The sequence below is a fragment of the Roseateles sp. AC306 genome (assembly GCF_979253795.1).
Window position 1 is genome coordinate 180,770 of record NZ_CEEDEB010000010.1, and the last position, 21,278, is coordinate 202,047.

19 protein-coding genes are annotated in these 21,278 nt (G+C 69.9%); 8 read left to right on the top strand and 11 right to left on the bottom strand.

From position 1 onward, the window contains the following. Positions 1 to 13 precede the first annotated feature (13 nt). Positions 14 to 1,414: a hypothetical protein gene (locus AC0IZJ_RS19470; protein ID WP_471852972.1), complete on the bottom strand. Its 1,401-nt coding sequence runs from the start codon at positions 1,412 to 1,414 to the stop codon at positions 14 to 16. 181 nt (positions 1,415 to 1,595) lie between these two features. On the opposite strand from AC0IZJ_RS19470, the gene AC0IZJ_RS19475 reads away from it, so the two are divergent. Further along, positions 1,596 to 2,171, top strand: coding sequence for a LysE family translocator (locus AC0IZJ_RS19475; protein WP_471852973.1), 576 nt, complete (start codon positions 1,596 to 1,598; stop codon positions 2,169 to 2,171). Here the strand turns inward: AC0IZJ_RS19475 and AC0IZJ_RS19480 are convergent. From AC0IZJ_RS19480 to pbpC, 4 genes are all read right to left on the bottom strand, one after another. Next, complete coding sequence (locus AC0IZJ_RS19480) at positions 2,168 to 3,055, bottom strand: LysR family transcriptional regulator (protein ID WP_471852974.1); 888 nt, start codon at positions 3,053 to 3,055, stop codon at positions 2,168 to 2,170. The two genes, AC0IZJ_RS19475 and AC0IZJ_RS19480, sit on opposite strands and share 4 nt — an antisense overlap. A 47-nt stretch (positions 3,056 to 3,102) precedes the next feature. After that, entirely contained in the window at positions 3,103 to 4,296 is a 1,194-nt protein-coding gene (locus tag AC0IZJ_RS19485; RefSeq protein ID WP_471852975.1) for a response regulator, read from the bottom strand. An 86-nt stretch (positions 4,297 to 4,382) separates the two neighbouring features. Further along, positions 4,383 to 4,982, bottom strand: coding sequence for a hypothetical protein (locus tag AC0IZJ_RS19490; RefSeq protein WP_471852976.1), 600 nt, complete (start codon positions 4,980 to 4,982; stop codon positions 4,383 to 4,385). Positions 4,983 to 5,034: 52 nt separating this feature from the next. Next, on the bottom strand, positions 5,035 to 7,380 hold the full coding sequence (gene pbpC / locus AC0IZJ_RS19495) for a penicillin-binding protein 1C (protein WP_471852977.1): 2,346 nt from the start codon (positions 7,378 to 7,380) through the stop codon (positions 5,035 to 5,037). A gap of 162 nt (positions 7,381 to 7,542) precedes the next feature. Here pbpC and AC0IZJ_RS19500 point away from each other — a divergent pair, with 162 nt between their 5' ends. Together AC0IZJ_RS19500 and AC0IZJ_RS19505 are read left to right on the top strand one after the other, a co-directional pair. Next, positions 7,543 to 9,099, top strand: a complete 1,557-nt coding sequence (locus AC0IZJ_RS19500; RefSeq protein ID WP_471852978.1) for a DUF4331 domain-containing protein — start codon at positions 7,543 to 7,545, stop codon at positions 9,097 to 9,099. 20 nt (positions 9,100 to 9,119) lie between these two features. After that, a complete protein-coding gene (locus AC0IZJ_RS19505; protein ID WP_471852979.1) occupies positions 9,120 to 9,659 on the top strand; it encodes a PEP-CTERM sorting domain-containing protein in 540 nt (179 codons plus the stop codon). A gap of 45 nt (positions 9,660 to 9,704) precedes the next feature. On the opposite strand, the gene AC0IZJ_RS19510 is transcribed toward AC0IZJ_RS19505, so the two are convergent. Next, positions 9,705 to 10,085 carry a YfeK family protein gene (locus tag AC0IZJ_RS19510; RefSeq protein WP_471852980.1) on the bottom strand — a complete coding sequence of 127 codons (381 nt, stop codon included), beginning with the start codon at positions 10,083 to 10,085 and terminating at the stop codon, positions 9,705 to 9,707. 5 nt (positions 10,086 to 10,090) lie between these two features. Next, positions 10,091 to 10,501 (bottom strand): DUF4259 domain-containing protein, encoded by a 411-nt coding sequence (locus AC0IZJ_RS19515; protein WP_471852981.1) that lies wholly within the window; start codon positions 10,499 to 10,501, stop codon positions 10,091 to 10,093. A gap of 268 nt (positions 10,502 to 10,769) precedes the next feature. On the opposite strand from AC0IZJ_RS19515, the gene AC0IZJ_RS19520 reads away from it, so the two are divergent. Then, positions 10,770 to 11,762 (top strand): PEP-CTERM sorting domain-containing protein, encoded by a 993-nt coding sequence (locus tag AC0IZJ_RS19520; protein WP_471852982.1) that lies wholly within the window; start codon positions 10,770 to 10,772, stop codon positions 11,760 to 11,762. 15 nt (positions 11,763 to 11,777) lie between these two features. Here the strand turns inward: AC0IZJ_RS19520 and AC0IZJ_RS19525 are convergent, their stop codons facing one another. Then, positions 11,778 to 13,502, bottom strand: coding sequence for a methyl-accepting chemotaxis protein (locus AC0IZJ_RS19525; RefSeq protein WP_471852983.1), 1,725 nt, complete (start codon positions 13,500 to 13,502; stop codon positions 11,778 to 11,780). 36 nt (positions 13,503 to 13,538) lie between these two features. Further along, the gene (locus AC0IZJ_RS19530) at positions 13,539 to 14,030 is read right to left on the bottom strand and encodes a chemotaxis protein CheW (protein ID WP_471852984.1); all 492 of its coding nucleotides are present in this window, start codon (positions 14,028 to 14,030) and stop codon (positions 13,539 to 13,541) included. A 195-nt stretch (positions 14,031 to 14,225) separates the two neighbouring features. Here AC0IZJ_RS19530 and AC0IZJ_RS19535 point away from each other — a divergent pair, with 195 nt between their 5' ends. The 3 genes from AC0IZJ_RS19535 to AC0IZJ_RS19545 are packed head-to-tail and all read left to right on the top strand — an operon-like array spanning position 14,226 to position 17,651. Next, positions 14,226 to 14,624, top strand: a complete 399-nt coding sequence (locus tag AC0IZJ_RS19535) for an Hpt domain-containing protein (RefSeq protein ID WP_471852986.1) — start codon at positions 14,226 to 14,228, stop codon at positions 14,622 to 14,624. A 1-nt stretch (position 14,625) separates the two neighbouring features. Then, positions 14,626 to 15,240 (top strand): response regulator, encoded by a 615-nt coding sequence (locus AC0IZJ_RS19540; protein ID WP_471852987.1) that lies wholly within the window; start codon positions 14,626 to 14,628, stop codon positions 15,238 to 15,240. Between the two features lie 20 nt (positions 15,241 to 15,260). Further along, entirely contained in the window at positions 15,261 to 17,651 is a 2,391-nt protein-coding gene (locus AC0IZJ_RS19545; protein ID WP_471852988.1) for a hybrid sensor histidine kinase/response regulator, read from the top strand. Between the two features lie 24 nt (positions 17,652 to 17,675). Here AC0IZJ_RS19545 and queA read toward each other — a convergent pair whose 3' ends face one another. After that, entirely contained in the window at positions 17,676 to 18,710 is a 1,035-nt protein-coding gene (queA, locus tag AC0IZJ_RS19550) for a tRNA preQ1(34) S-adenosylmethionine ribosyltransferase-isomerase QueA (RefSeq protein ID WP_471852989.1), read from the bottom strand. A 34-nt stretch (positions 18,711 to 18,744) separates the two neighbouring features. After that, the gene (locus AC0IZJ_RS19555; protein ID WP_471852990.1) at positions 18,745 to 19,104 is read right to left on the bottom strand and encodes a COG4315 family predicted lipoprotein; all 360 of its coding nucleotides are present in this window, start codon (positions 19,102 to 19,104) and stop codon (positions 18,745 to 18,747) included. A gap of 111 nt (positions 19,105 to 19,215) precedes the next feature. On the opposite strand from AC0IZJ_RS19555, the gene recG reads away from it, so the two are divergent. Beyond that, entirely contained in the window at positions 19,216 to 21,273 is a 2,058-nt protein-coding gene (gene recG / locus AC0IZJ_RS19560; RefSeq protein ID WP_471852991.1) for an ATP-dependent DNA helicase RecG, read from the top strand. Positions 21,274 to 21,278 lie beyond the last annotated feature (5 nt).

A 21,278-nucleotide genomic window follows, 5' to 3' on the forward strand; every position in this document is an offset into this window, starting at 1 on the left:
AGACGGCTGCGCCTCACAGTCCCAGGTCGCGCCGCTCCCGCACATGGCCGTCCGCCGTCAGCAGCGTGGCATCTGCGTCTGCGGAATGCGTGCCTGGGCCGTTCTCCATGCCGGCCATCAGCCATCCGCCCTGCCAGGCTGCGAGGCTGCGCAGCTGGTTCTGCCGGGGGCTTGCGGTGAGCGCCACGCGCCGGACCGGTTGGCCGGCGGCGTCCAGCAGCATCAGCAGTGGCGTCGCGCTTTCCGAGATGCTGACGCCGGTCGGGTTCTGTGTGTAGCCCGCCGCGCCGCAGGCGAGCAGTTGCCCGTTGGGCAGACTGGCGATGTCAAACAACACCTCGCCCTGGTCGACATGGATCAGCGCGTGGCTGAGGGCGCGGGTGCTGTCGGCGACGAAGGCGACGTAGGCGTCCCAGCCGTCCGCCGCCCTGACGGTGCGCACGCGGCCGACCACCGCCATGCGGTCGCCGAGCCAGCGCAGCCCCTGCACTTCCGAGCGGCCCTCGCTGCGGTGCATCACGCTGTAGAGCCGCTGGCCGTCACCACTGAAGCGGCTGAGCATGAAGCCCTCTGTGACGGTGGTGTCCAGCGGCTCGCCGAAGTGCCGGGCATGGCCCGCGGCCAGTTCGGTGGCGCTCAGGGCCATCGCCACGGCGATGCGGCCTTGCGTGTCAGCGGCCAGGAAGACGCGCCACATGTTGTCCACGCCCTTGAACGGGTCGTAGCTGCCGCTCATGGGCCTTGAAGCGCCGATCAGCACGCCCGGCTCCGCCAGGCTGCGCCACTGTTTGACGAAGCCGTTCGCCGCGCCGTAGCCCAGACGGTGCAGCACAACGGCGAAGCGGCCGCTGCGGAAAGCCAGCACGACGTCCTCTCCCAGCGCGGCCAGCCGTGCCGCGTCGTGGGTGACGGCGGTGGGTACCAGCGACGCCGAGTCCATCAGCGCGAACGGGCCGTCGATGATCGGGTCGGTCGCGGCCTGCGGGTCGAGGAAGGGTTGATCGCGCAGCAGCTCGCCGCTGCGGCTCAAGCGGACCAGGCGCAACTGTGTGGCCGACGCCAGCACGAGGCTGATCTCGCGCGACGGATGCACCGCGAAGTCGATCAGCGACCAGCCCGCCGGCGGCTGGTAGGCGACGGCAGGCGTCGGTGCCCCGTCCAGGGCCGCCAGCAGCTGGCGGTCCGGCGCGATGTTGCGATCAAAGTCCTGAGCCTTCTCGGCTAGCGCGAACCAGGCTCGGTCGCCGGTGGCGAGCTTGGTGACGAAGCGGCCCGGCACCGCGACGCCGATGGGCGGCCCTTCGGGGCCGGGCTTGGGCGCACCGCCCCCGTCCGCACCGCCGCCTCCGCCGCCGCACGCCAGCAGCACCGAACCCATGCCGAGCCCGGCGATCCATTTCCAGATATTCAACACAGCTAACTCCCTGACAGCAGGGCATTGTCGAAGTGCCGCTTGTGCGTTTGAAGAGCAAACGGCCGAAAACGCCTTTTCGGCTTTTCTGGCTTCACGGCGCCGAGCGGGGTCGTTACGGTGGCTGCCTGACGGGCGAGACCTCGCCTGTCGCGACTTCTCAAGGCCTGCCGTGATCCTTGCCATGCTGCTGTTCTCCCTCACCATGTCCCTGTCGCCCGGGCCGGTGAACCTGCTCATCCTGTCGGCCGGCAAGCAGCACGGCGTGGCGCGCACCCTGCCCTTCGTGTCCGGCGCGACGCTGGGCTTCACCGCGCTGCTCGCGCTGGTGAGTTACGCGCTGGCCGACCTGATGAACGGCCACGCGGCGCTCAAGGCCGCGCTGAGCGGCCTGGGCACGGCATTCGTCCTCTACATGGGCTGGCTCATCGCCACCTCGCCTGCCGGCGACCGTGTGCGGGCGGGCCCCGTGCCCACCTTCCTGCAGGGCTGGCTGCTGCAGTGGATCAACCCCAAGGCCTGGGTCGCCTGCGCGGCCGGGGCATCGCTGTTCGCGCGGCCGGACACCCCCGTGCTGCTGCAGCTGTTCATCGCCGTGTACTTCGGCGTCTGCTACCTGTCGCTGGTCGCCTGGGCCGTGTTCGGCCGCCAGATGGCGCGCTGGTTGACGACGCCCGCGCGTGCGCAGGCCTTCAATGTGGCGATGGGCGTGAGCCTGGCCCTGTCGGCGCTACTTCCGCTGCTGCCGCGGCCGGCCTAGACATCGGCCATGGCTTCGTAGACCCGGTTGATGAGCCGGTAGGCCATGCCGTTGCTGGCCAGGTTCGACGGCCACACGGCGTGCACGTCCAGCGGGTCGAGCGTCCAGCCCGGCAGCACGGCCAGCGGCGGCGCGTCCGGGTCGCCGTGGAACAGGAAGGCCGGCGGTGCTGCCAGGCCCAGCCCCAGCTTGGCGAACCGATAGCTCGCGTCCACGCTGTCGGTGCTGATGCGCGGCGTGTAGCGCACCTCGGCGCGTTCGCCCTGCGCGTTGACGAAGGACCGCGTGCTGGGGCGCATGCTCAAGCCTATCCAGGGCATGTCGGCCAGCTGCCCGGGATGCTCGGGATGGCCATGCTGCGCGAGCACCGATGCGGCGGCCACCAGCTGCCGCTTCAGGCGGAAAACGGGTTTCGCGCGCAGGGCGCTGTCGGGCAGATCGCCGATGCGAAAGGCAATGTCCAGACCCTCGCCGATCACGTCCTGGCGCTGGTCGCTGAAGCTGATGTCCAGGCGCAGCGCCGGGTGTTCGGCCAGGAAGCCCGCCAGCGTGCGCATGAACGCGGTGCAGGGCAGCAGGATCGCCGGCGCAGACACCTTCAGGGACGCCGAGGACGAGATCGCCCGCTGCCTGAAATCGATCAGCCCCTCTTCATAGAGCTGCAGCATGGCGCGCGCGGTTTCCAGCAGCACGGCGCCTTCGCTGGTCAGCGACAGCTTGCGGGTGTTGCGGTAGAGCAGCGCTGCGCCGACGTTGGATTCCAGCTTGGCCAGATGGGCGCTGACCGTCGCCGGGGCCAGTTCGAGCAGCTCGGCAGCCCGGGTGATGGACTTCGCCTCGGCCACCTTGGCAAAGACGATGAGGTAGCGGATGTCGTCGATCACGGGTGCAGGCCGCGCACGCTGTGACGAGGCAACGAGGGAACGAGGCCTCAGGCCGGCACGCGCACCGCCAGCCGGGCCTGCTCGATGGCGGCGATCAGCGCTTCTTCTGAATACGGTTTGCCCAGCAGCTGGGTGACGCCAGCCGCGCGGGCCTGCTCCTGCTTGTCGTCGGAGGACGTGATCATGACGATGGGCAGCTCGGCCGTGGCGGCGGCGGCGCGCACCTGGCGGGTCAGTTCGAAGCCGTCGATGCCGGGCATCTCGACGTCGGTGATGAGCAGGTGCGGCGGCTCGGCGGCCAGCATTTCCAGCGCCTGCTCGCCGCTCTCGGCCAGCGCGGCGCGGTAGCCTTGCGCGGCCAGCAGGCGGCTGAGCTTGACGCGCACGATCTTGGAGTCGTCGGCCACCAGCACGAGGGTTTCGTCGGGGCGCAGCGCGCGGGTGGGCGCGGCTGCCGCTGCGGCTGCGGCGATTCGGGCGGCTTCGGCCTCCGCCTCGGCGGCCAGGCGGGAGGCTAGCGCGGCGGCGGCTTCGGCGGCTTCGCGTTCGGCGCTGACGCGGGCTTCCTCGGCAAGGCGTGCGGTTTCGAGGGCTTGGGCAGCCTCACGCTCGGCTTGCTTCCGCTCGGCCTGATCACGGGCCTGCTGCTCGCGAGCCTCGGCCTCGGCGGCGATACGGGCGGCTTCAGCGTCGGCCGCCTGGCGAGCTGCGGCCTCGGCTGCCTCGGCAGCTTGCCGTTCGGCCGTCTCGCGGGCCAGGCGCTCGGCGTCTTCACGGGCACGGGCTTCGGCTGCAGCGCGAGCAGCCTCGGCCTCTTCAGCGGCCGCTTCGGTGGCCGCGGCAGCGTCGCGTTCGGCCTGTTCGCGGGCCTGCTCGGCTTCGCGGGCCGCATCGTGCTGGGCCTGGTCGCGGGCGATGCGGGCGGCCTCGCCCTCGGCGATGCGGCGGGTGATGTCGGCGCCTTCACGGCCGGCGTCGGCGTTGCCGCGGGCCTGCTCGGCCAGGCGTATGGCCTCCACGGCGCCGGCCAGGGGCGCGGGCTCGGCGCTGGCGTGCTCACGCTCTGCCGCCAGCCGCTGCGCGCGGGCGACGTGCTCGGCCTGCTCCAGCGCCATTCGCTGGGTTTCGCGGTGGGCGGTGGCGTCGCGGGCACGCTGCTGGCGCCGGCGGCCCAGCCACACCAGCAACAGGGTGCCCACCACGGCAGTGGCGGCGAGGATCCAGATCAACAGCTCGTTCATATCAAAAAGCACAGCGCGGACAGCAGATGCCCGATGTTCGGGTTTGAGCGTGGCAGCTTAGCGAAGGGTGGCCTGACTTGCTTTCGTCAGGCCGGCTTCTCGGCAGTTTTGCTCGGTTGCTTGTCGAGCTTGAGGTCGCGGACGAAGGACTCGGCGTCTTCATAGGTGCGCCCGCCCATGTTGCTGTGCCGGTCGCCGTCGGCCGACCACGCGCCCACGACGCCAAAGGGCTGCGGCTCCATGCCCGGGAACTTCATCGTCTTCTCGTAGGTGTAGATGTCGTAGCCGCTGCTGCTCTTGGCATTGGCGTGCACGAAGGCGAAATAGCACAGCGGCGGGGTCAGCGGTGTGGGGTATTCGATGAGCACGCCTTCCAGCGCCGGATAGGGCGTGACCTTGATGCCGGCGGCGTAGTCGGGCGAGACGATCTCGCTGGCCACTTCGCGCAGCCGCGCGAGGTCGCCCACGACCAGGGCCGTGTAGAAGGCGCCGGAACTCTTGTGCACCCAACCCGGGATCAGGCGGTGCTGCAGTTGGTAGATGCGGCTGTGCAGCGTCGGCGCCGGCTTGGCAGCCTCGGAGGCGGCAGTGGCGGGCGGCGCGGGGGCGTCGTCGGCGGCGGCACAGGGCCCGAGCAGGCCGAGCGACAGCAGCGGGGCGACGACGATGAACGTGGCGAGGCGCATGGTTCTCCCTGTTTTGCTGACGCGTGCGTGGTCGATGCGCCGGGTTGGCAGCTTAGGGCAAAGCGGCGCGCGAAGGATGCAGCTCAAAGCCGATGCGCGCCCAGCGGCCGCGGCCGTCCAGCGCCGTCAGCGCATGCGGACCGGGCTGGCGCAGCGTCAGCGTCTGAACGGCGCCGGCTGTCTCGCTGCTGCCGGCGAGCTGGCCGTCCAGCAGCCAGTTCACGCCCTGCTGGGCGCCCATGGCCTGCAGGCGCAGCGTCACGGCGGCCTGGCCCGGCGCGGGGCGCAGCACGGTGCCGGCCTCCAGGCCGACGATGCGCAGGGCCTGAGCGCTGGTGGTGCGCGGCGCGCAGCCGGGCGCCCAGGGCAGGCGCTCGGTCGGGTCGAGCTGGGCGGCGTCCAGGAAGGGGCCGAGCAGCGTGGGCCAGCGCACGGCCTCGGCCTTGATCGCGGCCGGCGCGCAGTCGGGGCGCACGCGCGCGTGGCCCTGCGTCCACACCGCCTGCACGAGGCTGGTGGGTTGCAGCCGGTCCGGCAAGGTCGGCGGCACGGCGCCGTCCAGCGTCCAGGCGGTGCGGCGCTGCAGGCAGTGCTCGGGTGGCGTGGCGGCTTCGGCCGTGCCCAGCGGCCAGCAGATGGCGACGGCGCGCACGCTGGCCGGCTGGTGGCGCGGGGCCAGTTGTTGCCGTGACTCTTGCGGCCCGAGGGCGGCGGCGATGTCACGCAGCAGCGGCGCCGAGGTGTTGGCGCCGAAGTGGCCGGGGTTGGGCGTGCCGTCGGGCCGGCCCACCCAGACGCCGATGGTGTAGCGGTCCGTCACGCCCAGCGCCCAGGCGTCGCGGAAGCCGAATGACGTGCCCGTCTTCCACGCGACGCGCTGGTTGCCCTCGCGAAAAGGGCTGCCGGGCCGGCCGCCGTTCTCCAGGATCTCGCGCACGATGAAGGCGGCGCCTTCGCTCATCAAGCGGGTTTCCTGCGTGGGCTCGGCGGGTGTCAGGCGCGGCTTGCCGGCCAGGCCGCCGCGCGCCAGGGCGGTGTAGGCGCCGACCAGTTCCTCCAGCGACGTGCTGCCGCCACCCAGGATGAGGCTGAGGTTGGGCGCCGCGTTGGCCGGCATGCGCAGGCGCAGGCCGGCGTGGCGCAGGCGGCCGGCAAAGCGCTCGGCGCCCAGGCGCTCCAGCAGGTCGACGGCGGGCACGTTGAGCGAGCGCTGCAGCGCCTCGCTGACGCTGACCGGCCCGGAAAAGTCCGCCTGGAAGTTGCCCGGCGCATAGCCGCCGAAGTTCTGCGGCGCGTCGATGAGCAGGCTCTCGGAATGGATCAATCCTTCGTCCAGCGCCATGCCGTAAAGAAAGGGCTTGAGCGTGGAGCCGGGCGAGCGCATGCGCCGCACCATGTCGACATGGGCACTGCGTCGTGCGTCGGTGAAGTCTGCCGAGCCGACATAGCCGCGCACCTCCAGCGTGCGGTTGTCGACGACCAGCGCGGCCAGGGAGTTGGCCTCGGGCAAGGTGTTGAGTCGGTCGCTCAGCAGCTGTTCCAGGCGGGCCTGCAGGCCGGCGTCGAGCGTGGTTGGGATGACGGCGGCCGTCTGGCTTTCGCGGCGAGCCTGCTGTCGCAGGCGCTCGGCGGCGAGAGGTGCCAACCAGCGGGCACGCAGCGGCGGTGCGAAGACGCGCTCCAGCTTGGCGTCAGCCACGTCGGCTGCGCTCCACACGCCGAGCGTCTGCATGCGCGTCAGTACCTTGTCGCGCGCGGCTTGAGCGGCAGCGACGGCGCGGTCCGGCCGCAAGCGGGTCGGCGACTGCGGCAGCGCCACCAGCAGCGCCGCCTCGGCCTGCGACAGCTCGGCCGCGCCCTTGCCCAGGTAGGCGCGGCTGGCCGTCTCCACGCCCTCCAGCGGACCACCCATCGGTGCGAGGTTCAGATACAGCGTCAGGATCTCCTGCTTGCTCAGATGCAGTTCAAGCTGCAGCGCGCGGGCGATCTGGCGCAGCTTGGCGGGCACGCTGCGGCCAGCGGCCTTGTCGTCCATCAGCCGCGCCACCTGCATCGTCAGCGTGGAACCGCCCGAGACGATGCGCCCGTGTCGCGCCCACTGCCAGGCGGCGCGTGCCAGTGCGGCGGGGTTGGCGCCTGGGTGCCAGTGGAACCAGCGATCCTCGTAGTGCAGCAGCGCTTCCAGATAGCGCGGCGACACGGCCTCGGGCGTGGTCGGCTGGCGCTGGGCGCCGTCGTCGCTGGCCCAACTCCGCAGCGGCGTGCCGTCGGCGGCCAGCACCGTCAGCGTGGCTGACTCGGCGGCCGGCTGAGGCAGCGGGCAGGCCAGGTCCAGCAGGAGGACGGCGGTGAGCAGGCCGGCAAGCGTGAGCTCGGCGCAGCGGCGGGAGATGCGCATCGGCCGGACGATACCAACGCGAGGCGCCCCCCTAGCTTGAACACAGGCTGAACCCTCGAAACGCTCGAAAGCCTGCATCCAAGCCGCCTGCGCTGCGTAAGACATGAGCCGCAGCGCTGGTTGTTTCCATCTGTTTGCGGTCCACCACGAACAGGAGCCTTCATGAAATTGCCCTCCCGCGCGCCCACCGTTGCGCTCGTTGCCGCAGGCGTCCTCGCCAGCATCGCCGCCCTGCCCGCGCAGGCCTCCAGCCACCGCGAAGCCCCGTCCATCGGCGGCATGCCGCGCCTCGACGGCACGGACTTCTACATGTTCAGCAGCTACGAAGGCGTGGCCGCCAACGGCACGGGCGGCCGGGCCGGCTACGTGACGCTGATCGCCAATTACCTGCCGCTGCAGGACGCCTACGGCGGTCCCAACTACTTCAAGCTGGACCCGAACGCGATCTACGAGATCCACGTCGACAACAACGGCGACGCCAAGGAAGACCTGACCTTCCAGTTCAAGTTCACCAACACGCTCAAGAGCATCGCGCTGCCTATCGGCAACCAGATGGTGCCGATCCCGTTGACCCAGGCCGGCACCGTCAGCGCGCCGAACGCGGCCACGCTCAACGTCAACGAGAAGTTCAGCCTCACCCTCGTGCGCGGCGACCGCCGCACCGGCACCGCCACGCCGGTCGCCAACCCGATGGGCGGCACGACGTTCGACAAGCCGGTCGACAACATCGGCACCAAGACGATCGCCGACTACCCGGCCTACGCCGCGCAGCACATCTACAGCGTCAACCTGCCGGGCTGCGCCATGCCCGCCAAGGTCTTCGTCGGCCAGCGGCAGGAGGCCTTTGCGGTCAACCTCGGTGCGATCTTCGACCTGGTGAACGCCCCGGTCAGCGTCATCACCAACCGCAGCCTGATCAACGCGGCGGCGGCCAACTCCATCCAGGACAAGAACGTCACGTCGCTGGCGCTGGAAGTGCACAAGAGCTGCCTGACGCAGGGCAGCGAGACCGTCATCGGCGCCTGGACGACGGCCAGCGTGCGCCAGAGCCAGATCGTCAACGCCGCGCCGCCCAGCGGCTACGACACCGCCGTGCGTGGCGGCGGCGCCTGGGTGCAGGTCTCGCGGCTGGGCAACCCGCTGGTCAACGAGGTCGTCATCGGCCTGCCGGACAAGGACAAGTTCAACGCCTCCGTGCCGGCAGGCGACGGGCAGTTCATCAACTACGTGACCAACCCGACGCTGCCGGCGCTGCTGTCGGCCGTGCTGCCCATCGGCAACGCCGCGCCCACCAACCTGCCGCGCGCCGACCTGGTGACGACCTTCCTGACCGGCATCCCCGGCGTCAACCAGCCGGCCAATGTGGTGGGCTCGGAGATGCTGCGCCTGAACACCGCCATCCCCGCGCGGCCGTTCGCGATGCAGAACCGCCTGGGCATCGTCGGCACGCTGCGTGACGCCGACAACCCACCCGACTTTGCCGGCTTCCCGAATGGCCGCCGGCCCAAGGACGACGTGGTCGACGTGTCGATCTCCGCCGTGATGGGCGGCCTGTGCTGGCTGAACAACGGCGGTGGGCTCTTCGGCGCCGCCTGCACCCGCGCCTCGGTGCCGTTGGGCGCCACGTCGCTGGAGCTGCACGACGCCGTCGACCAGGCCGTTGTGCCGCTGCTGCCGGGCTTCCCCTACCTCAACACGCCCAAGCCGGGCGCGCAGTGAAACCCTCCAGGAGCACAGCCATGAAGCACCTACTCGGCACCCTGGCCTTTGCGGCCGCGGCTCTCTTCAGCGGCGGGGCGGCGCATGCCGGCCTCGTCAACTTCGACAACCCCGGCGTCATCGCCATCGACAACGACACCGGCGTGGCCACCTACGCCGAGGGCAGCTTCATCGTCAGTGGGCCGGCGACCAGCTTTCTGCCCATCGACGGCGCGCTGGTTGGCGGTTTCGACGCCACGCCCTTCACCTTCAGCCTGGCCGGCGGCGGTTCGTTTGGGCTGAAGTCGCTGGACCTGGCGCCGTATGACCTCGGCTTCGGCCCGGGCACGCTGTTCGTGTCCGGCCTGCTGGGCGGCGTGGAAGTGGCCTTGCGCAGCATCGACCTGACGGGCGCCAGCAGCCTGTCGTTCGACGGCGCCTGGGGCCAGCTGACATCGGTCAGCTTCTCGGCGACCGGCGGCTTTGCGCTTGACAACATCAGCGCGGTGCCGGAGCCGGGCAGCTTCGCGCTGGCCGGTGCGGGCCTGCTGCTGCTCGCGGCGACGAGGCGGCGGCGCTGATCGGCGTGGGGGACTTCAAGGGGCGGCTTCGGCCGCCCTTTTTCTTCAGCGCGGGCTGGACGCCGCCCGCGCCGCACGCACAGCTAGCAGCTCAGCCGTCAGCCACTTCGCGCTCTCCACCGGCGCCTTGCCGGCGCAGCGCACCAAATACGGCTTGCCGCTCATGCTGCTGCTGGCCGCGCCGCGTTCGATGAACTGCTCGGCGGTCTTCACCAGGTCCTTGCCTTCGAGGTAATCCAGCTTCTTCAACAGATGCGCTCTGGCGTCCGCACCGGCGTACCAACTGCCGTTGCGGTTGAACTCACAGCCCGAGGTTTGCAGGCGGGTCAGCAGCGCATCGACTTCGGCGCGCGCCGGCGCCGGCAATGGCGCGGCGTTGGCGGTGGCCATGAGCGTGCTGGCCAGCAGGGCGTGGATGGCACGCATGGCGCTCAACCCGGCGTGACCGCTTGCCGCAAGGCGGCCATGGAGGCGCGCCAGTCTGCGGCCGACTCGCTGTCGTCCCACAGCTCGGCCAGCTCGGAGTCTTCCGCCACCACACGGTCGGCAACGCGGCGCGCCTTGTCCAGCAGCGCTGCTGACGGCCGCACGCCGACGCCGGTGATCCAGGCCTGCAGCCCTTCGGGGCCATCGGTGATGGGTGCGCTGCGGCCAAGCAACTGGGCCACCACCGCCACCGCCGCGACGGCCTCCTCGGCGTCGGGCGCCTCCACATAGTTGCCTGCCTCGAGCACGCGGTCCAGCGTGGCCTCGACGTGAGACAGGTCGGTTGCGTCCATCAGTACATGGGCCCAGTCGCTGGCGGTGTCGTTGGCAAAAGGTTCGTGTGACCAGGCACCCATGGGTGGTCCTTCGTTGATCGGTGAATGAAGCCGCAATGTGGCCGCTGCCCGGAGTTCCAGCAGGCTCCAACCGGAAGCGTCGATGCGCCTGCAGCGGACCCGGCAATTCTGGCTGCGACTTCACGCCTCGCCGCCGCGCCTCGGGCAGCCCCCTAGAACGGCGCACAGGTGACACCCATTCATCCGCAGGTGACTGGCAGGCTTTCGGCGCCCCCACTATGTTCCGCCGCATCCCGACGCATCTGCAAGGGTCACTCAAGGAGCGCATATGCGTCGAATCACCTTTGCTCTGCCGCTGCTGGCGGCCCTCACTGCGGCCGTCTTCGCGTCCGCCCCGGCCAGTGCCGCCGACTTCGTCGCTCGCACCTCGGCCAGCGGCACTCCCGGCCCCTCCGGCGAACAAAAGTACTTCATGGGCGGCAAGGCGCCGGTCGAGGCCCAGTCCGAGCACCAGGGATCACGCCTGGTTCCCTACGATCCGATACCCGATGAGGCGCCCTTCGAATCCCACACGCTGGTGTATTCAAAGGCAACGGCACGCGCCGACATGGGCGGCGTGCACCTGCTGGCCAGCGCTCGCGGCCTGATCGAAGACGCCCAGCCCTTCTATAGCTCCGCCTTCAGTGCACACGCGATGGCCAGTGGCGGCTTCGGCGACAGCTTCACCATTGGCGCGCCCGGCGCCGTTGGCATGCTGCAGGGCTCGGCCAACTTCTCCGTCCATGCCTTGCTGAGCGGCGCGGCCGAAGTCGCCGGCTCGCTGGACCCGGCCATCCCGGGCAATGGCGAGGTGACGGTGAGCTGGACCGCGCGGATGGTGGTGAGCGGCGCCAGCGGCATCCTGGGCGACGTGCGGCTTTCGGGCGGCTGCAACAGCTTCACCAGCTTCAATGACGGGCTGTTCAGGTGTGGCGGCGATCCACTGGGCCAGCATTCGATGAGCTTCAGCTTCGCCAGCGGCGAGACCCTGTCGGTCGGCATCGAAGGAGAGGTGCGCACCTCGGTCCTCGGTGCTCAGGCGCGCGGTGGCATGGCGCAGGCCGTTGGCCTGGCCGACTTTGGCAACACCCTGGCCTGGGGCGGTTTTCAGGATGTGCGCGACTCACTCGGCAATCCGGTCGCGGGCTTCACCGCGCTGAGCGCCAGCACCGGTTTCAACTATGCGAACCCCTTCCCCTCCGCCATCCCGGAACCCTCGACCTGGCTGCTGATGCTGTGCGGGCTCGCCGGGCTGGCGCGGCTGGGCCAGCGGCGGCGCTGACCCCGAGGGCCGGCCTTAGAAGGCGGCCCAGTCGTCGTCTCCCCCGCGAGCGCCGGCCATGGCTGGCTGCATCGTGGCGGCCGGCACTGCACGGCCCTTGACCGGGGCCGCCGCCGGCTTTGCCTTCGCTGCCGGCACCGAGACCGGGCGGGCCGGCTTGCGGATGCTGGCTTGCGCCCGGGCCTGCGTCGCAGCCCGGTCGCCCACGTTGAACACGGCCACCGTCTCGGCCAGGCGTTGCGCCTGCTGCTTCATGCTCTCGGCGGCAGCGGCCGATTCCTCCACCAGCGCGGCGTTCTGCTGCGTCACCTGGTCCAGCTGCGCGACCGCGTCGCCCACCTGCTCGATGCCCTGCGTCTGCTCGTGGCTGGCCGAGCTGATCTCGCCGACGAGGTCGTTGACCCGCTGCACCTGGTTGACGATGTCGGTCATCGTCTGCCCGGCCTCGTTGACGAGGCGCGAGCCGGCGTCGACCTTCTCGACGCTCTGCTGGATCAGCACCTTGATCTCCTTGGCCGCCTGGGCGCTGCGCTGGGCCAGCGTGCGCACCTCACCGGCGACGACCGCAAAGCCCCGGCCCTGCTCACCGGCACGGGCGGCTTCCACGGCGGCGTTCAGCGCCAGGATGTTGGTCTGGAAGGCGATGCCGTCGATGGTGCCGATGATGTCGGAGATGCGCTTGGAGCTGTCGGTGATCTGGTCCATGGTGGCGACGACATTGCCCACCACGCTGCCGCCACGGCTGGCGACTTCCCGGGCGTTCTGCGCCAGCTGGGCGGCGGCACGGGCGTTGTCGGCGTTCTGGCGCACGGTGGACGTCAGCTCCTCCATCGACGCCGCAGTCTGCTGCAGATTGGCCGCTTGTTCCTCGGTGCGCTGGCTCAGGTCGGCATTGCCGGCGGAGATCTGCGTGGCGGCCGTCGTCACTGACTCCACGCCCTGGCGCACGTCCGTGACGATGGTGCGCAGCTTGTCGACCATGGCCGACAGCGCCTGGGCGAGCTGGGCGATCTCGTCCTTGCCCTGGGCACGGATGGTCTGCGACAGGTCGCCGCCGGCGACGGCCTCGGCGATGCGTACGGCCTCGTTCAGCGGCGTGGTGATGGCCTTGGAGATGATCAGGCCCAGCAGCACGGCCAAGCCGGCGGCGGCAGCGAGCGTCACCGAGAGGTAGATGCCGCTGTCGTGGAACAGCGCCTTGGCGGCACCCGCATCGCCCTTGGCGCCGTCGTCGTTGAACTTGACCAAGGCGGTCAGCGCCTGCTGCACGCCGTCAAAAGCCTTGGAGGAGTTGGCGACCGCTGCGATGGCTTCCTCCTGCTTGCCGGCCTTGGCCATTTCGAGCGACTTGTCGGTGGCGGCGACATAGGCGGTCCATGCCTGCATCGCCGTCTCGTAGAGCGCCTTCTCGTTGCTGTCGAGCAGGAACTCCGCGTAGTCCTTGCGGGCCTGCTCGAACACCTGCATGCCGTCCTTGTGCTTCTCGATGGCGTCGGTGAGGTGCTGCCCGGTGCTGACGGCGACGCGGTACTCACGGGTGCGCACCCGCGTGGCGGCGTTGGCCATGCGGCCGCTGTCGCGCAGCCCGGAGATGCGGTAAACGATGATTTTTTCGGTCTGGTCGTACATGCTGGACATCTGCATCCACGCCAGCGCGCCCAGCAGGGCCATCAGGGCCAGGACGCAGGAGAAGGCGACGGTCAGCTTGCCGCGCACGGTCAGGTTGCTCAGGAAGTTCATGGTGTGTTCCTTGGATGACAGACGGGGGCGGGTCGCTTACACAGCTTCCAGCGACGCGGGTGCAAAGGTGGCCATCAGGGCCTGGGTGTCCAGCAGCTGCAGGGTCCGCTGCGTGCCGGCTTGCGACCCCGCCACGGTGATGAGGCCCTGCACCAGGCGGGTCGTCATGCCCAGGCTGGGCGGGCGCTGGATGTCGGCGGTCTTCAGGCTGACGACGTCGTCGACGGCGTCCACCACAAGGCCGAAGGTGCGGCCGCCCAGGGTCAGGATGACGGTCGCGGTGGCCGCGCCGATGCTGTCGTCCGAGCCCAGCACGGTGCGCAGGTCGACGACGGTGACGATGGTGCCGCGCAGGTCCAGCAAGCCGCGAACGCTGCGGGCCGCATTGGCCAGGCGCGTTGGCGCCTCGAAGCTGCGGATCTCCTGCACCTGCAGCAACTCGACGGCGTAGTTCTCACCACCCACCAGGAAGGTCAGCACCTCCTGGGCGTGGCGCTGGTCGGCGGGGATGTCGGGGTGCTGGGCCATGTCGTCTCCTGGGTGTCGTTCGATGGAGAAATAGTACAAATATGAATAAAACAAACATAGTGAACAAATCACGCAGAAGACAAACAAAACAAACAAATTGAAGGCGCGCGGTTTCACAATGGAGGCCATGCGATTCATCCCATCTGCACGCGCCACGGAGCCGCGGCGCCGTCAGACCCAGGCCAGGAGCAGGAGATGAACGACGGCGTGACACAAGTGGCCGCCGTCTCTTTTGAGACCGGTCTGCGCCGTTGCCTCGGCCGCATCGCCCTTTACGACCGCATCGCCCGGCGCTTCCTGGAGACGCGGGCGGATGACGCACGCAAGCTGCAGGCCGCCGTGAACAGCGGCGATCTGGACGCCGTCCGCAAGCTCGCCCACGACATCGCCTCCACGGCGGGCACGCTGGGCGCAGACGGTCTGTCAGCCACTGCCCTGGCTCTTCAAGCCGCCACAGACGAGGGCGCCGACGCGGCCCGGCTCGCCCGGCTCGCCCAGCGGTTCACGACCCAGCATGCCGAGGTGCTGGACGCCCTGGCCGCCTATGCCCGTGGCGACGTCGACCTCAAAGCCATCGCACCAAGGAAGTCATAGCGTGCCCCGCAATCCCATCACCACGTCGCCCCGGTCCTACTCGACCGCTCACGTTGCCAAACGCATGGGGGTCTCGATTCCCACCGTGCAGCGTTGGGTCGACGCCGGCCAGCTGCCGGCCTGGAAGACGCTTGGCGGCCACCGCCGCATCGACGCGGCGAGCGCCGACGCGCTCTTCGACACCCAACAGCCGGCCGGGCCGGTCACCGCAGATACCGCAGGAGCCGCAGAAGCCACGGAGCCGCTCAGGGTCGTCATCGCCGACGACAACCCCGATGACCGCGACCTGCTGGTCGCTCTGGCCGAGGAAGCCTTTCCGGGAGCTGTCATCCAGGCCGTCGAGAACGGTTTCCTGGGTCTGCTGGCCATCGGCGAGTTGCGCCCGCAGGTCGTGCTGACGGACATTCAGATGCCCAAGATGGACGGCATCGAGCTGCTGCGCCAGCTGTCCCGGGAGGAGGGCGGCCGCCCGCAGGTGCTGGTGGCCGTGTCCAGCCTGGATGCGAAGCAGCTCGCGCAGCGTGGCGGTGTACCGCAGGCCGTGCACCACGTGCAAAAGCCCATCACCGACCCCGACGCCTTCATCGCGTTGCTGCGTCGCGCGGCTCAAAGCTAGACCTGCCTGGGGAGGCACTCATGTTCAAGACACTTCGTTCCTCGCTCTACTTCATCGGCCTCGTTGCCGGTGGCGCGGCGCTGGCCGTGCTGGCCTTCTCGCTGTGGAGCTTCAACGCGCTGGCACGCAACGCCAGCACGGCGCATGAATCCTCGGCCGTGCTGGCCAATGCCCTGCCGCCGCCGCTCTACCTGATCGAGACGCGGCTGTTGCTGTCGCAGGCCGTCGAAGGCTCGGTGCCCGTGGGCACCGCGCAGGCCGCATTGGCGCGACTGGAGCGCGAGAACCAGCAGGAGAGCCGGTACTGGTCCGGGCACGGGCCGCAGGCGCTGCGGCCGTTGATCGCCGGCGACCTGGCCCGCACCAGCGCGGAGATCTTTGCCGAAGCCCACCGCGTGCTGGCCGCCATGGCTGCGGTGGACGAGGTGTCGGCCCGCGTGGCGCTGGACAAGGCGCAGCGCGCCTACGAAAGCCACCGCCGCGCCGTCGATGTCACGGTGCGGGTCAGCCGAGAGCAGGCCACGTCGGCCATGGCCTCGTTCGAGCAGACCCGCAGCACCGGCGCGCAGGCGCTGGTCGCGCTTGCCTTGCTGGCCCTCGTCGGCGCCGCCATCGGCTACGCCAAGGCCTTGCGATCCATCCTCACGCCCGTGGGCGAATGCCTGGCGCTGGCCACCCGTGTGGCGGGCGGCGACCTTTCGGCCACGCCGCCTTCAGCGCGGGACGACGAACTCGGCAACCTGCAGAACGCGCTGCGCGCCATGACCGCCAAGCTCTCGACCGGCCGCGACAATCTGCGCCAGGCCAAGCTGTCGGCCGAAGCGGCGGCCCAGGCCAAGGCCGATTTCCTGGCCAACATGAGCCACGAGATCCGCACGCCGATGAATGCCATCCTCGGGCTGTCGCACATCGTCCTGCGCACCGACCTGAGCGGCCGCCAGCGCGACTACCTGGAGAAGCTCCAGGCCGCCGGCAAGTCGCTGCTGCGCCTGCTCAACGACGTGCTGGACCTCTCCAAGGTCGAGGCCGGCAAGATGGAGCTGGAGGCCGCGTCCTTCGAGCTGGACCGGGTGCTCGACGAGGTGGCCACCGTGCTGAACGTGCAGGTGGCCGACAAGCCGGTGGAGATCATCATCCGCCGCGACGACGGCATCCCGCGCCTGCTGCGCGGCGATGCGATGCGGCTCAAGCAGGTGCTGCTCAATCTCGGCAGCAATGCCGTCAAGTTCACGTCGGCGGGGGAGGTCTGCATCAGCGCCAGGCTGGGTGGCGACCAGAGCGATGCCACCGTCATCGGCTTCTCCGTGGAAGACACCGGCATCGGCATGTCCAAGGCCGTCTGCAACAAGCTTTTCTCCGCCTTCACGCAGGCCGACTCGTCAACCAGCCGCAAGTACGGCGGCACCGGCCTGGGCCTGGCCATCAGCCAGCGCATCGTGCAGCTGATGGGCGGCACGCTGCAGGCCCACAGCGAAGAGGGCGCCGGCAGCAGCTTCAGCTTCACCGTCGCCCTGGCCGCGGAAAGCCAGCAGGACCTGCCCCGCGCCGGCAAGATGCTGGACGCGCGCGCCTCGCTGCGCGGCCTCAAGGCGCTCGTCGTCGACGACAACTTCACCGCGCGCCTCACCATGGGTGCCATGCTGCGCTCCTTCGGCATGGATGTGCACGAGGCCGACTCCGGCCACAAGGCGCTGGACATCGCCCGGGCCGTGCAGGCCGGCGGCGAGAAGTTCAAGGTCGCCGTGGTCGACTGGCGCATGCCCGACCTCGACGGCTTCCAGGTCATCGATGCGCTGCGCGAGTCCGAGCCGCTGTCCGAGGCGTCCTTCATCATGGTTTCGGCCTACGACCGCGAAATCGTCGAGGCGGCCATGGACGGCCATGTGCTGGACGGCCTGCTGCAAAAGCCGGTGACGCCGTCCACGCTGCTGGACACCCTGCACGACGCCGTCGTCAAGGCCCGGCCCTGGGGCGATGCCGATGCGCGGGCCGACGCCCCCCGTTGCGACGATCTGGACCAGTTCGACGGCACCGTGCTGGTGGTGGAAGACAACGAGATCAACCAGCTCGTCGCCGCCGAGCTGCTGCGCGCCCACGGCGTGGAGTGCATGGTGGCGGACGACGCCGAGCAGGCGCTGTCCCAGCTCGGCCGGCGCCAGTTCGACGCCATCTTCATGGACGTGCAGATGCCCGGCATGGACGGCCTGCAGGCCACGCGCCTGGTGCGCAAGCTGCCGGGCTACGTCACCGTGCCCATCATTGCGCTGACGGCCAACTCGCTGCCCGGCGAACGCGAGAACTGCATGGCGGCGGGCATGACGGACTATCTCGCCAAGCCGATCGAGCCGGAGCTGCTGTGCCTGTGCCTGGCCAAGTGGCTGAAGAAGGCGCGGATGGTGGTGCCGGGCTGAGCGCGGCCACCGACACCTCAGCCTCTAGCGGCGCGTCAGCAGCATCGCGTCGCCGTAGCTGAAGAAGCGGTAGCGCTGTTGAATGGCATGGCGGTAGAGGGCCATGACGAGCTCATGGCCGGCCAGCGCGCTGACCAGCATCATCAGCGTGCTCTTGGGCAGGTGGAAGTTGGTCACCAGCCGGTCGACGACGCGGAAGGCGAAGCCCGGCGTGATGAAGATGTCGGTCTCGCGGGCACCGGCTTCGAGCTGCCCACCCCGGGCCGCCGATTCCAGCGCGCGCAGCGTCGTCGTGCCCACCGCCACCACACGGCCGCCACGGGCCTTGCAGGCGGCTACTGCCGCGACTGTCGACTGCGGCACCTCGAACCATTCGCTGTGCATCTTGTGCTCGGCCAGCGTCTCGACACGCACCGGCTGGAAGGTGCCGGCGCCGACGTGCAGCGTCACATGCGCAGTGCTGACGCCACGCTCGGCCAGGCGCGCCAGCAGCGCCTCGTCGAAGTGCAGGGCTGCGGTGGGCGCGGCGACGGCGCCGGGCTCCTTGGCGAAGACGGTCTGGTAACGGCGCTCGTCGTCGGCATCGTCTGCATGGGCGATGTAGGGCGGCAGCGGCACATGGCCGTGGGCCTCCAGCAGCGCGAACGGGTCGCCGGCAAAGCGCAGATGGAAGAGGCCGTTGTCCGGCCCGCAGCGGCCCAGCACCTCGGCGTCGAAGGCGTCGGCAAAGCGCACGCGGCCGCCGGGCTTGGGGCTCTTGCTGGCGCGCAGGTGCATCCAGACCTCTTGCGTGCCAGGCAGCACTCGCTCGACCAGCGCCTCGACGGAGCCGCCGGTCGCCTTGACGCCAAACAGACGCGCCTTGATGACGCGGGTGTTGTTGAACACCAGCAGGTCGCCGGGCGCGAGCAGGTCCGGCAGCTCCCGGAACACCCGGTCCACCGGCTCCTTGCCGCTGGCGTCCAGCAGCCGCGAGGCACTGCGCTCAGGCGCCGGATGCTGGGCGATCAGCTCGGGCGGGAGGTCGAAATCGAAGTCGGCAACGGTCAGCTCAGGCATGGGGCCGGGATTGTCTCAGCCCCTGCGAGAAAGCTCAGGGTTTGGCCAAGTGCCAGACCTGGTTGACGTTGTCGCCCGTGCGGTCGCCGGGCTTGCTGTCCTTGACCCAGCCGTAGACCGGCTTGCCCTTGTAGGCCCACTGCTTGCTGCCGTCGTCGCGGGTCACGACGGTCCAGTCGCCTTCGGCCTTGGCGTCGGCGGCGGCCGGCAGCGGCGGCCAGTTGGTGGCGCAGCGGTCGTTGCAGTTGCTCTTGTTCTCGGCGTCGCGGTCGAAGGTGTAGAGCGACAGGCCGTTGGGGCCGACGAGGACGCCGTCGACGGCCTGCGCGGGCGGGGCGGCGTGGGCGGACGCGGCAAAGCCGATGGCGATGAGGGCAAGCAGGGAAGAACGCATGGAACGAGGCTCCGGAAATAAAGGCGCGCACGGTAAGCCGGCGCCTCCCGGAGGCCAACGAATGAAATCGAGTTTTGATCTGTGCAAGTTGTCGCCGCCACAATCCGCCGCATGCCAGAGGCCAGCGCCGCAGCGAGCAAAGCACCCACCAAATCCGCCCCGCAGAAGGCGATGGAAAAGCTCGGCCTGCTGCGCGACATCGACCTGGCCCTGCACCTGCCGATGCGCTACGAGGACGAGACGCGCGTCCTGCCCATCGCGGCCTTGCGCGAGAACGAGCCCGCGCAGGTGGAAGGCGTCGTCACCGATTGCCAGATCGAGATGCGCAGCCGTCGCCAGCTGCTGGTGCGGGTGAAGGACGAGTCCGGTACCTTGCTGCTGCGCTTCCTGAACTTCTACCCGGCGCAGCAAAGGCAGATGTCGGCGGCCACGCGGCTGCGCATCCGCGGCGAGGCGCGGGTCGGCTTCTTCGGGCGCGAGATGGTGCACCCGGTCGTCAAGGTGGTGGACGAAGACACGCCGCTTGCCGCCTCCCTCACACCCGTCTACCCCGCCTCGGCGCAGCTGCCGCAGGCCTATCTGCGCAAGGCCGTGGCCTCGGGGCTGGCGCGGGCGGACCTGCGCGAGCTGCTGCCGGCCGGCGTTGTGCCGCGTGGGCTGCCGCCGCTGAAGGACGCGCTGCACTACCTGCACCACCCGCCGCCCGACGCGTCCCAGGAAGCCCTGCACGACCACAGCCACCCGGCCTGGCAGCGGCTCAAGTTCGAAGAGTTGCTGGCCCAGCAGCTGTCGCAGCTGCAGGCCCAGCGCGAGCGTGCGCTGCTGGCGGCGCCGGCCTTGCGCGCCCGGCCTGGCGGCCTGCACGAGAAGCTGCTGGCGGCGCTGCCCTTCCAGCTGACCGGTGCGCAGCAACGCGTGTCCGAAGAGATTGCGCAAGACCTGGCCCGGCCCCAGCCCACGCACCGGCTGCTGCAGGGCGACGTGGGCTCGGGCAAGACGGTGGTGGCCGCGCTGGCCGCCGCAGTCGCCATCGACGCCGGCTGGCAGTGCGCGCTGATGGCGCCCACCGAGATCCTGGCCGAACAGCATTTCCGCAAGCTGATCGGCTGGCTGGAGCCGCTGGGGCTGAAGGTCGCGTGGCTCACCGGCAGCGTGAAGGGCAAGGCGCGGCAGAAGATGCTGGACGCCGCCGCGTCGGGCGAGGCCCAACTCGTCATCGGCACGCATGCCGTCATCGAGGACAAGGTCAAGTTCGCGCGGCTGGGCCTGGCGATCATTGACGAGCAGCATCGCTTCGGCGTGGCGCAGCGTCTGGCCTTGCGCAACAAGCTCAAGGCCATGGACCTCGAACCACACCTGCTGATGATGAGCGCGACACCGATTCCGCGCACCTTGGCCATGACCTACTTCGCCGACCTGGACGTCTCCACCATCGACGAGCTGCCGCCCGGCCGCAGCCCCATCGTCACCAAGGTGTTCACCGAGTCCAAGCGCCACGACGTGGTCGACAAGATCCGCATGGCGGTGGCCGACGGCGCCCAGGTCTACTGGGTCTGTCCACTCGTGGAAGAGAGCGAGGCCGTGGACCTGCGCAATGCGACCGAGACGCATGCGGAACTGAGCGAGACGCTGGCCGGCACGCCCGTCGGCCTGCTGCACGGCCGCATGGCCTCGGGCGAGAAGGCAGCCGTGATGGCGCAGTTCTCCAGCGGCGCGACGAGCGTGCTGGTGGCCACCACGGTCATCGAGGTCGGCGTGGATGTGCCCAACGCCAGCCTGATGGTCATCGAACATGCCGAGCGCTTCGGCCTGGCGCAGCTGCACCAGCTGCGCGGCCGGGTGGGGCGCGGCTCCAAGGCCAGCGTCTGCGTGCTGATCTACAGCCCGCCGCTGTCCGACACCGGCAAGGCGCGGCTCAAGGCCATGGCCGAGACGACTGACGGCTTCGAGATCGCCCGCCGCGACCTGGACATCCGCGGGCCAGGCGAGTTCATGGGCTCGCGCCAGAGCGGCGCCGAGCTGCTGCGCTTTGCCGACCTGCAGGAGGACGCACCCCTGCTCGTCGCCGCCCGCGCGCTCGCGCCGCAGCTGCTGGACGAGCACCCTGAGGCGGCGCGACGACAGGTGGCGCGCTGGCTGGGGACGAAGGCGGAGTTCCTGAAGGCCTGAGAAGG

Coding starts and splice junctions, on each gene's coding strand:
- AC0IZJ_RS19515 (WP_471852981.1), bottom strand. CDS start 10,501: ATGGGTGCCTGGTCACACGAACCTTTTGCCAACGACACCGCCAGCGAC.
- AC0IZJ_RS19525 (WP_471852983.1), bottom strand. CDS start 13,502: ATGAACTTCCTGAGCAACCTGACCGTGCGCGGCAAGCTGACCGTCGCC.
- AC0IZJ_RS19530 (WP_471852984.1), bottom strand. CDS start 14,030: ATGGCCCAGCACCCCGACATCCCCGCCGACCAGCGCCACGCCCAGGAG.
- queA (WP_471852989.1), bottom strand. CDS start 18,710: ATGCCTGAGCTGACCGTTGCCGACTTCGATTTCGACCTCCCGCCCGAG.
- AC0IZJ_RS19505 (WP_471852979.1), top strand. CDS start 9,120: ATGAAGCACCTACTCGGCACCCTGGCCTTTGCGGCCGCGGCTCTCTTC.
- AC0IZJ_RS19535 (WP_471852986.1), top strand. CDS start 14,226: ATGAACGACGGCGTGACACAAGTGGCCGCCGTCTCTTTTGAGACCGGT.
- AC0IZJ_RS19545 (WP_471852988.1), top strand. CDS start 15,261: ATGTTCAAGACACTTCGTTCCTCGCTCTACTTCATCGGCCTCGTTGCC.
- recG (WP_471852991.1), top strand. CDS start 19,216: ATGCCAGAGGCCAGCGCCGCAGCGAGCAAAGCACCCACCAAATCCGCC.
- pbpC (WP_471852977.1), bottom strand. CDS start 7,380: ATGCGCATCTCCCGCCGCTGCGCCGAGCTCACGCTTGCCGGCCTGCTC.
- AC0IZJ_RS19500 (WP_471852978.1), top strand. CDS start 7,543: ATGAAATTGCCCTCCCGCGCGCCCACCGTTGCGCTCGTTGCCGCAGGC.
- AC0IZJ_RS19555 (WP_471852990.1), bottom strand. CDS start 19,104: ATGCGTTCTTCCCTGCTTGCCCTCATCGCCATCGGCTTTGCCGCGTCC.
- AC0IZJ_RS19485 (WP_471852975.1), bottom strand. CDS start 4,296: ATGAACGAGCTGTTGATCTGGATCCTCGCCGCCACTGCCGTGGTGGGC.
- AC0IZJ_RS19520 (WP_471852982.1), top strand. CDS start 10,770: ATGCGTCGAATCACCTTTGCTCTGCCGCTGCTGGCGGCCCTCACTGCG.
- AC0IZJ_RS19490 (WP_471852976.1), bottom strand. CDS start 4,982: ATGCGCCTCGCCACGTTCATCGTCGTCGCCCCGCTGCTGTCGCTCGGC.
- AC0IZJ_RS19475 (WP_471852973.1), top strand. CDS start 1,596: ATGCTGCTGTTCTCCCTCACCATGTCCCTGTCGCCCGGGCCGGTGAAC.
- AC0IZJ_RS19510 (WP_471852980.1), bottom strand. CDS start 10,085: ATGCGTGCCATCCACGCCCTGCTGGCCAGCACGCTCATGGCCACCGCC.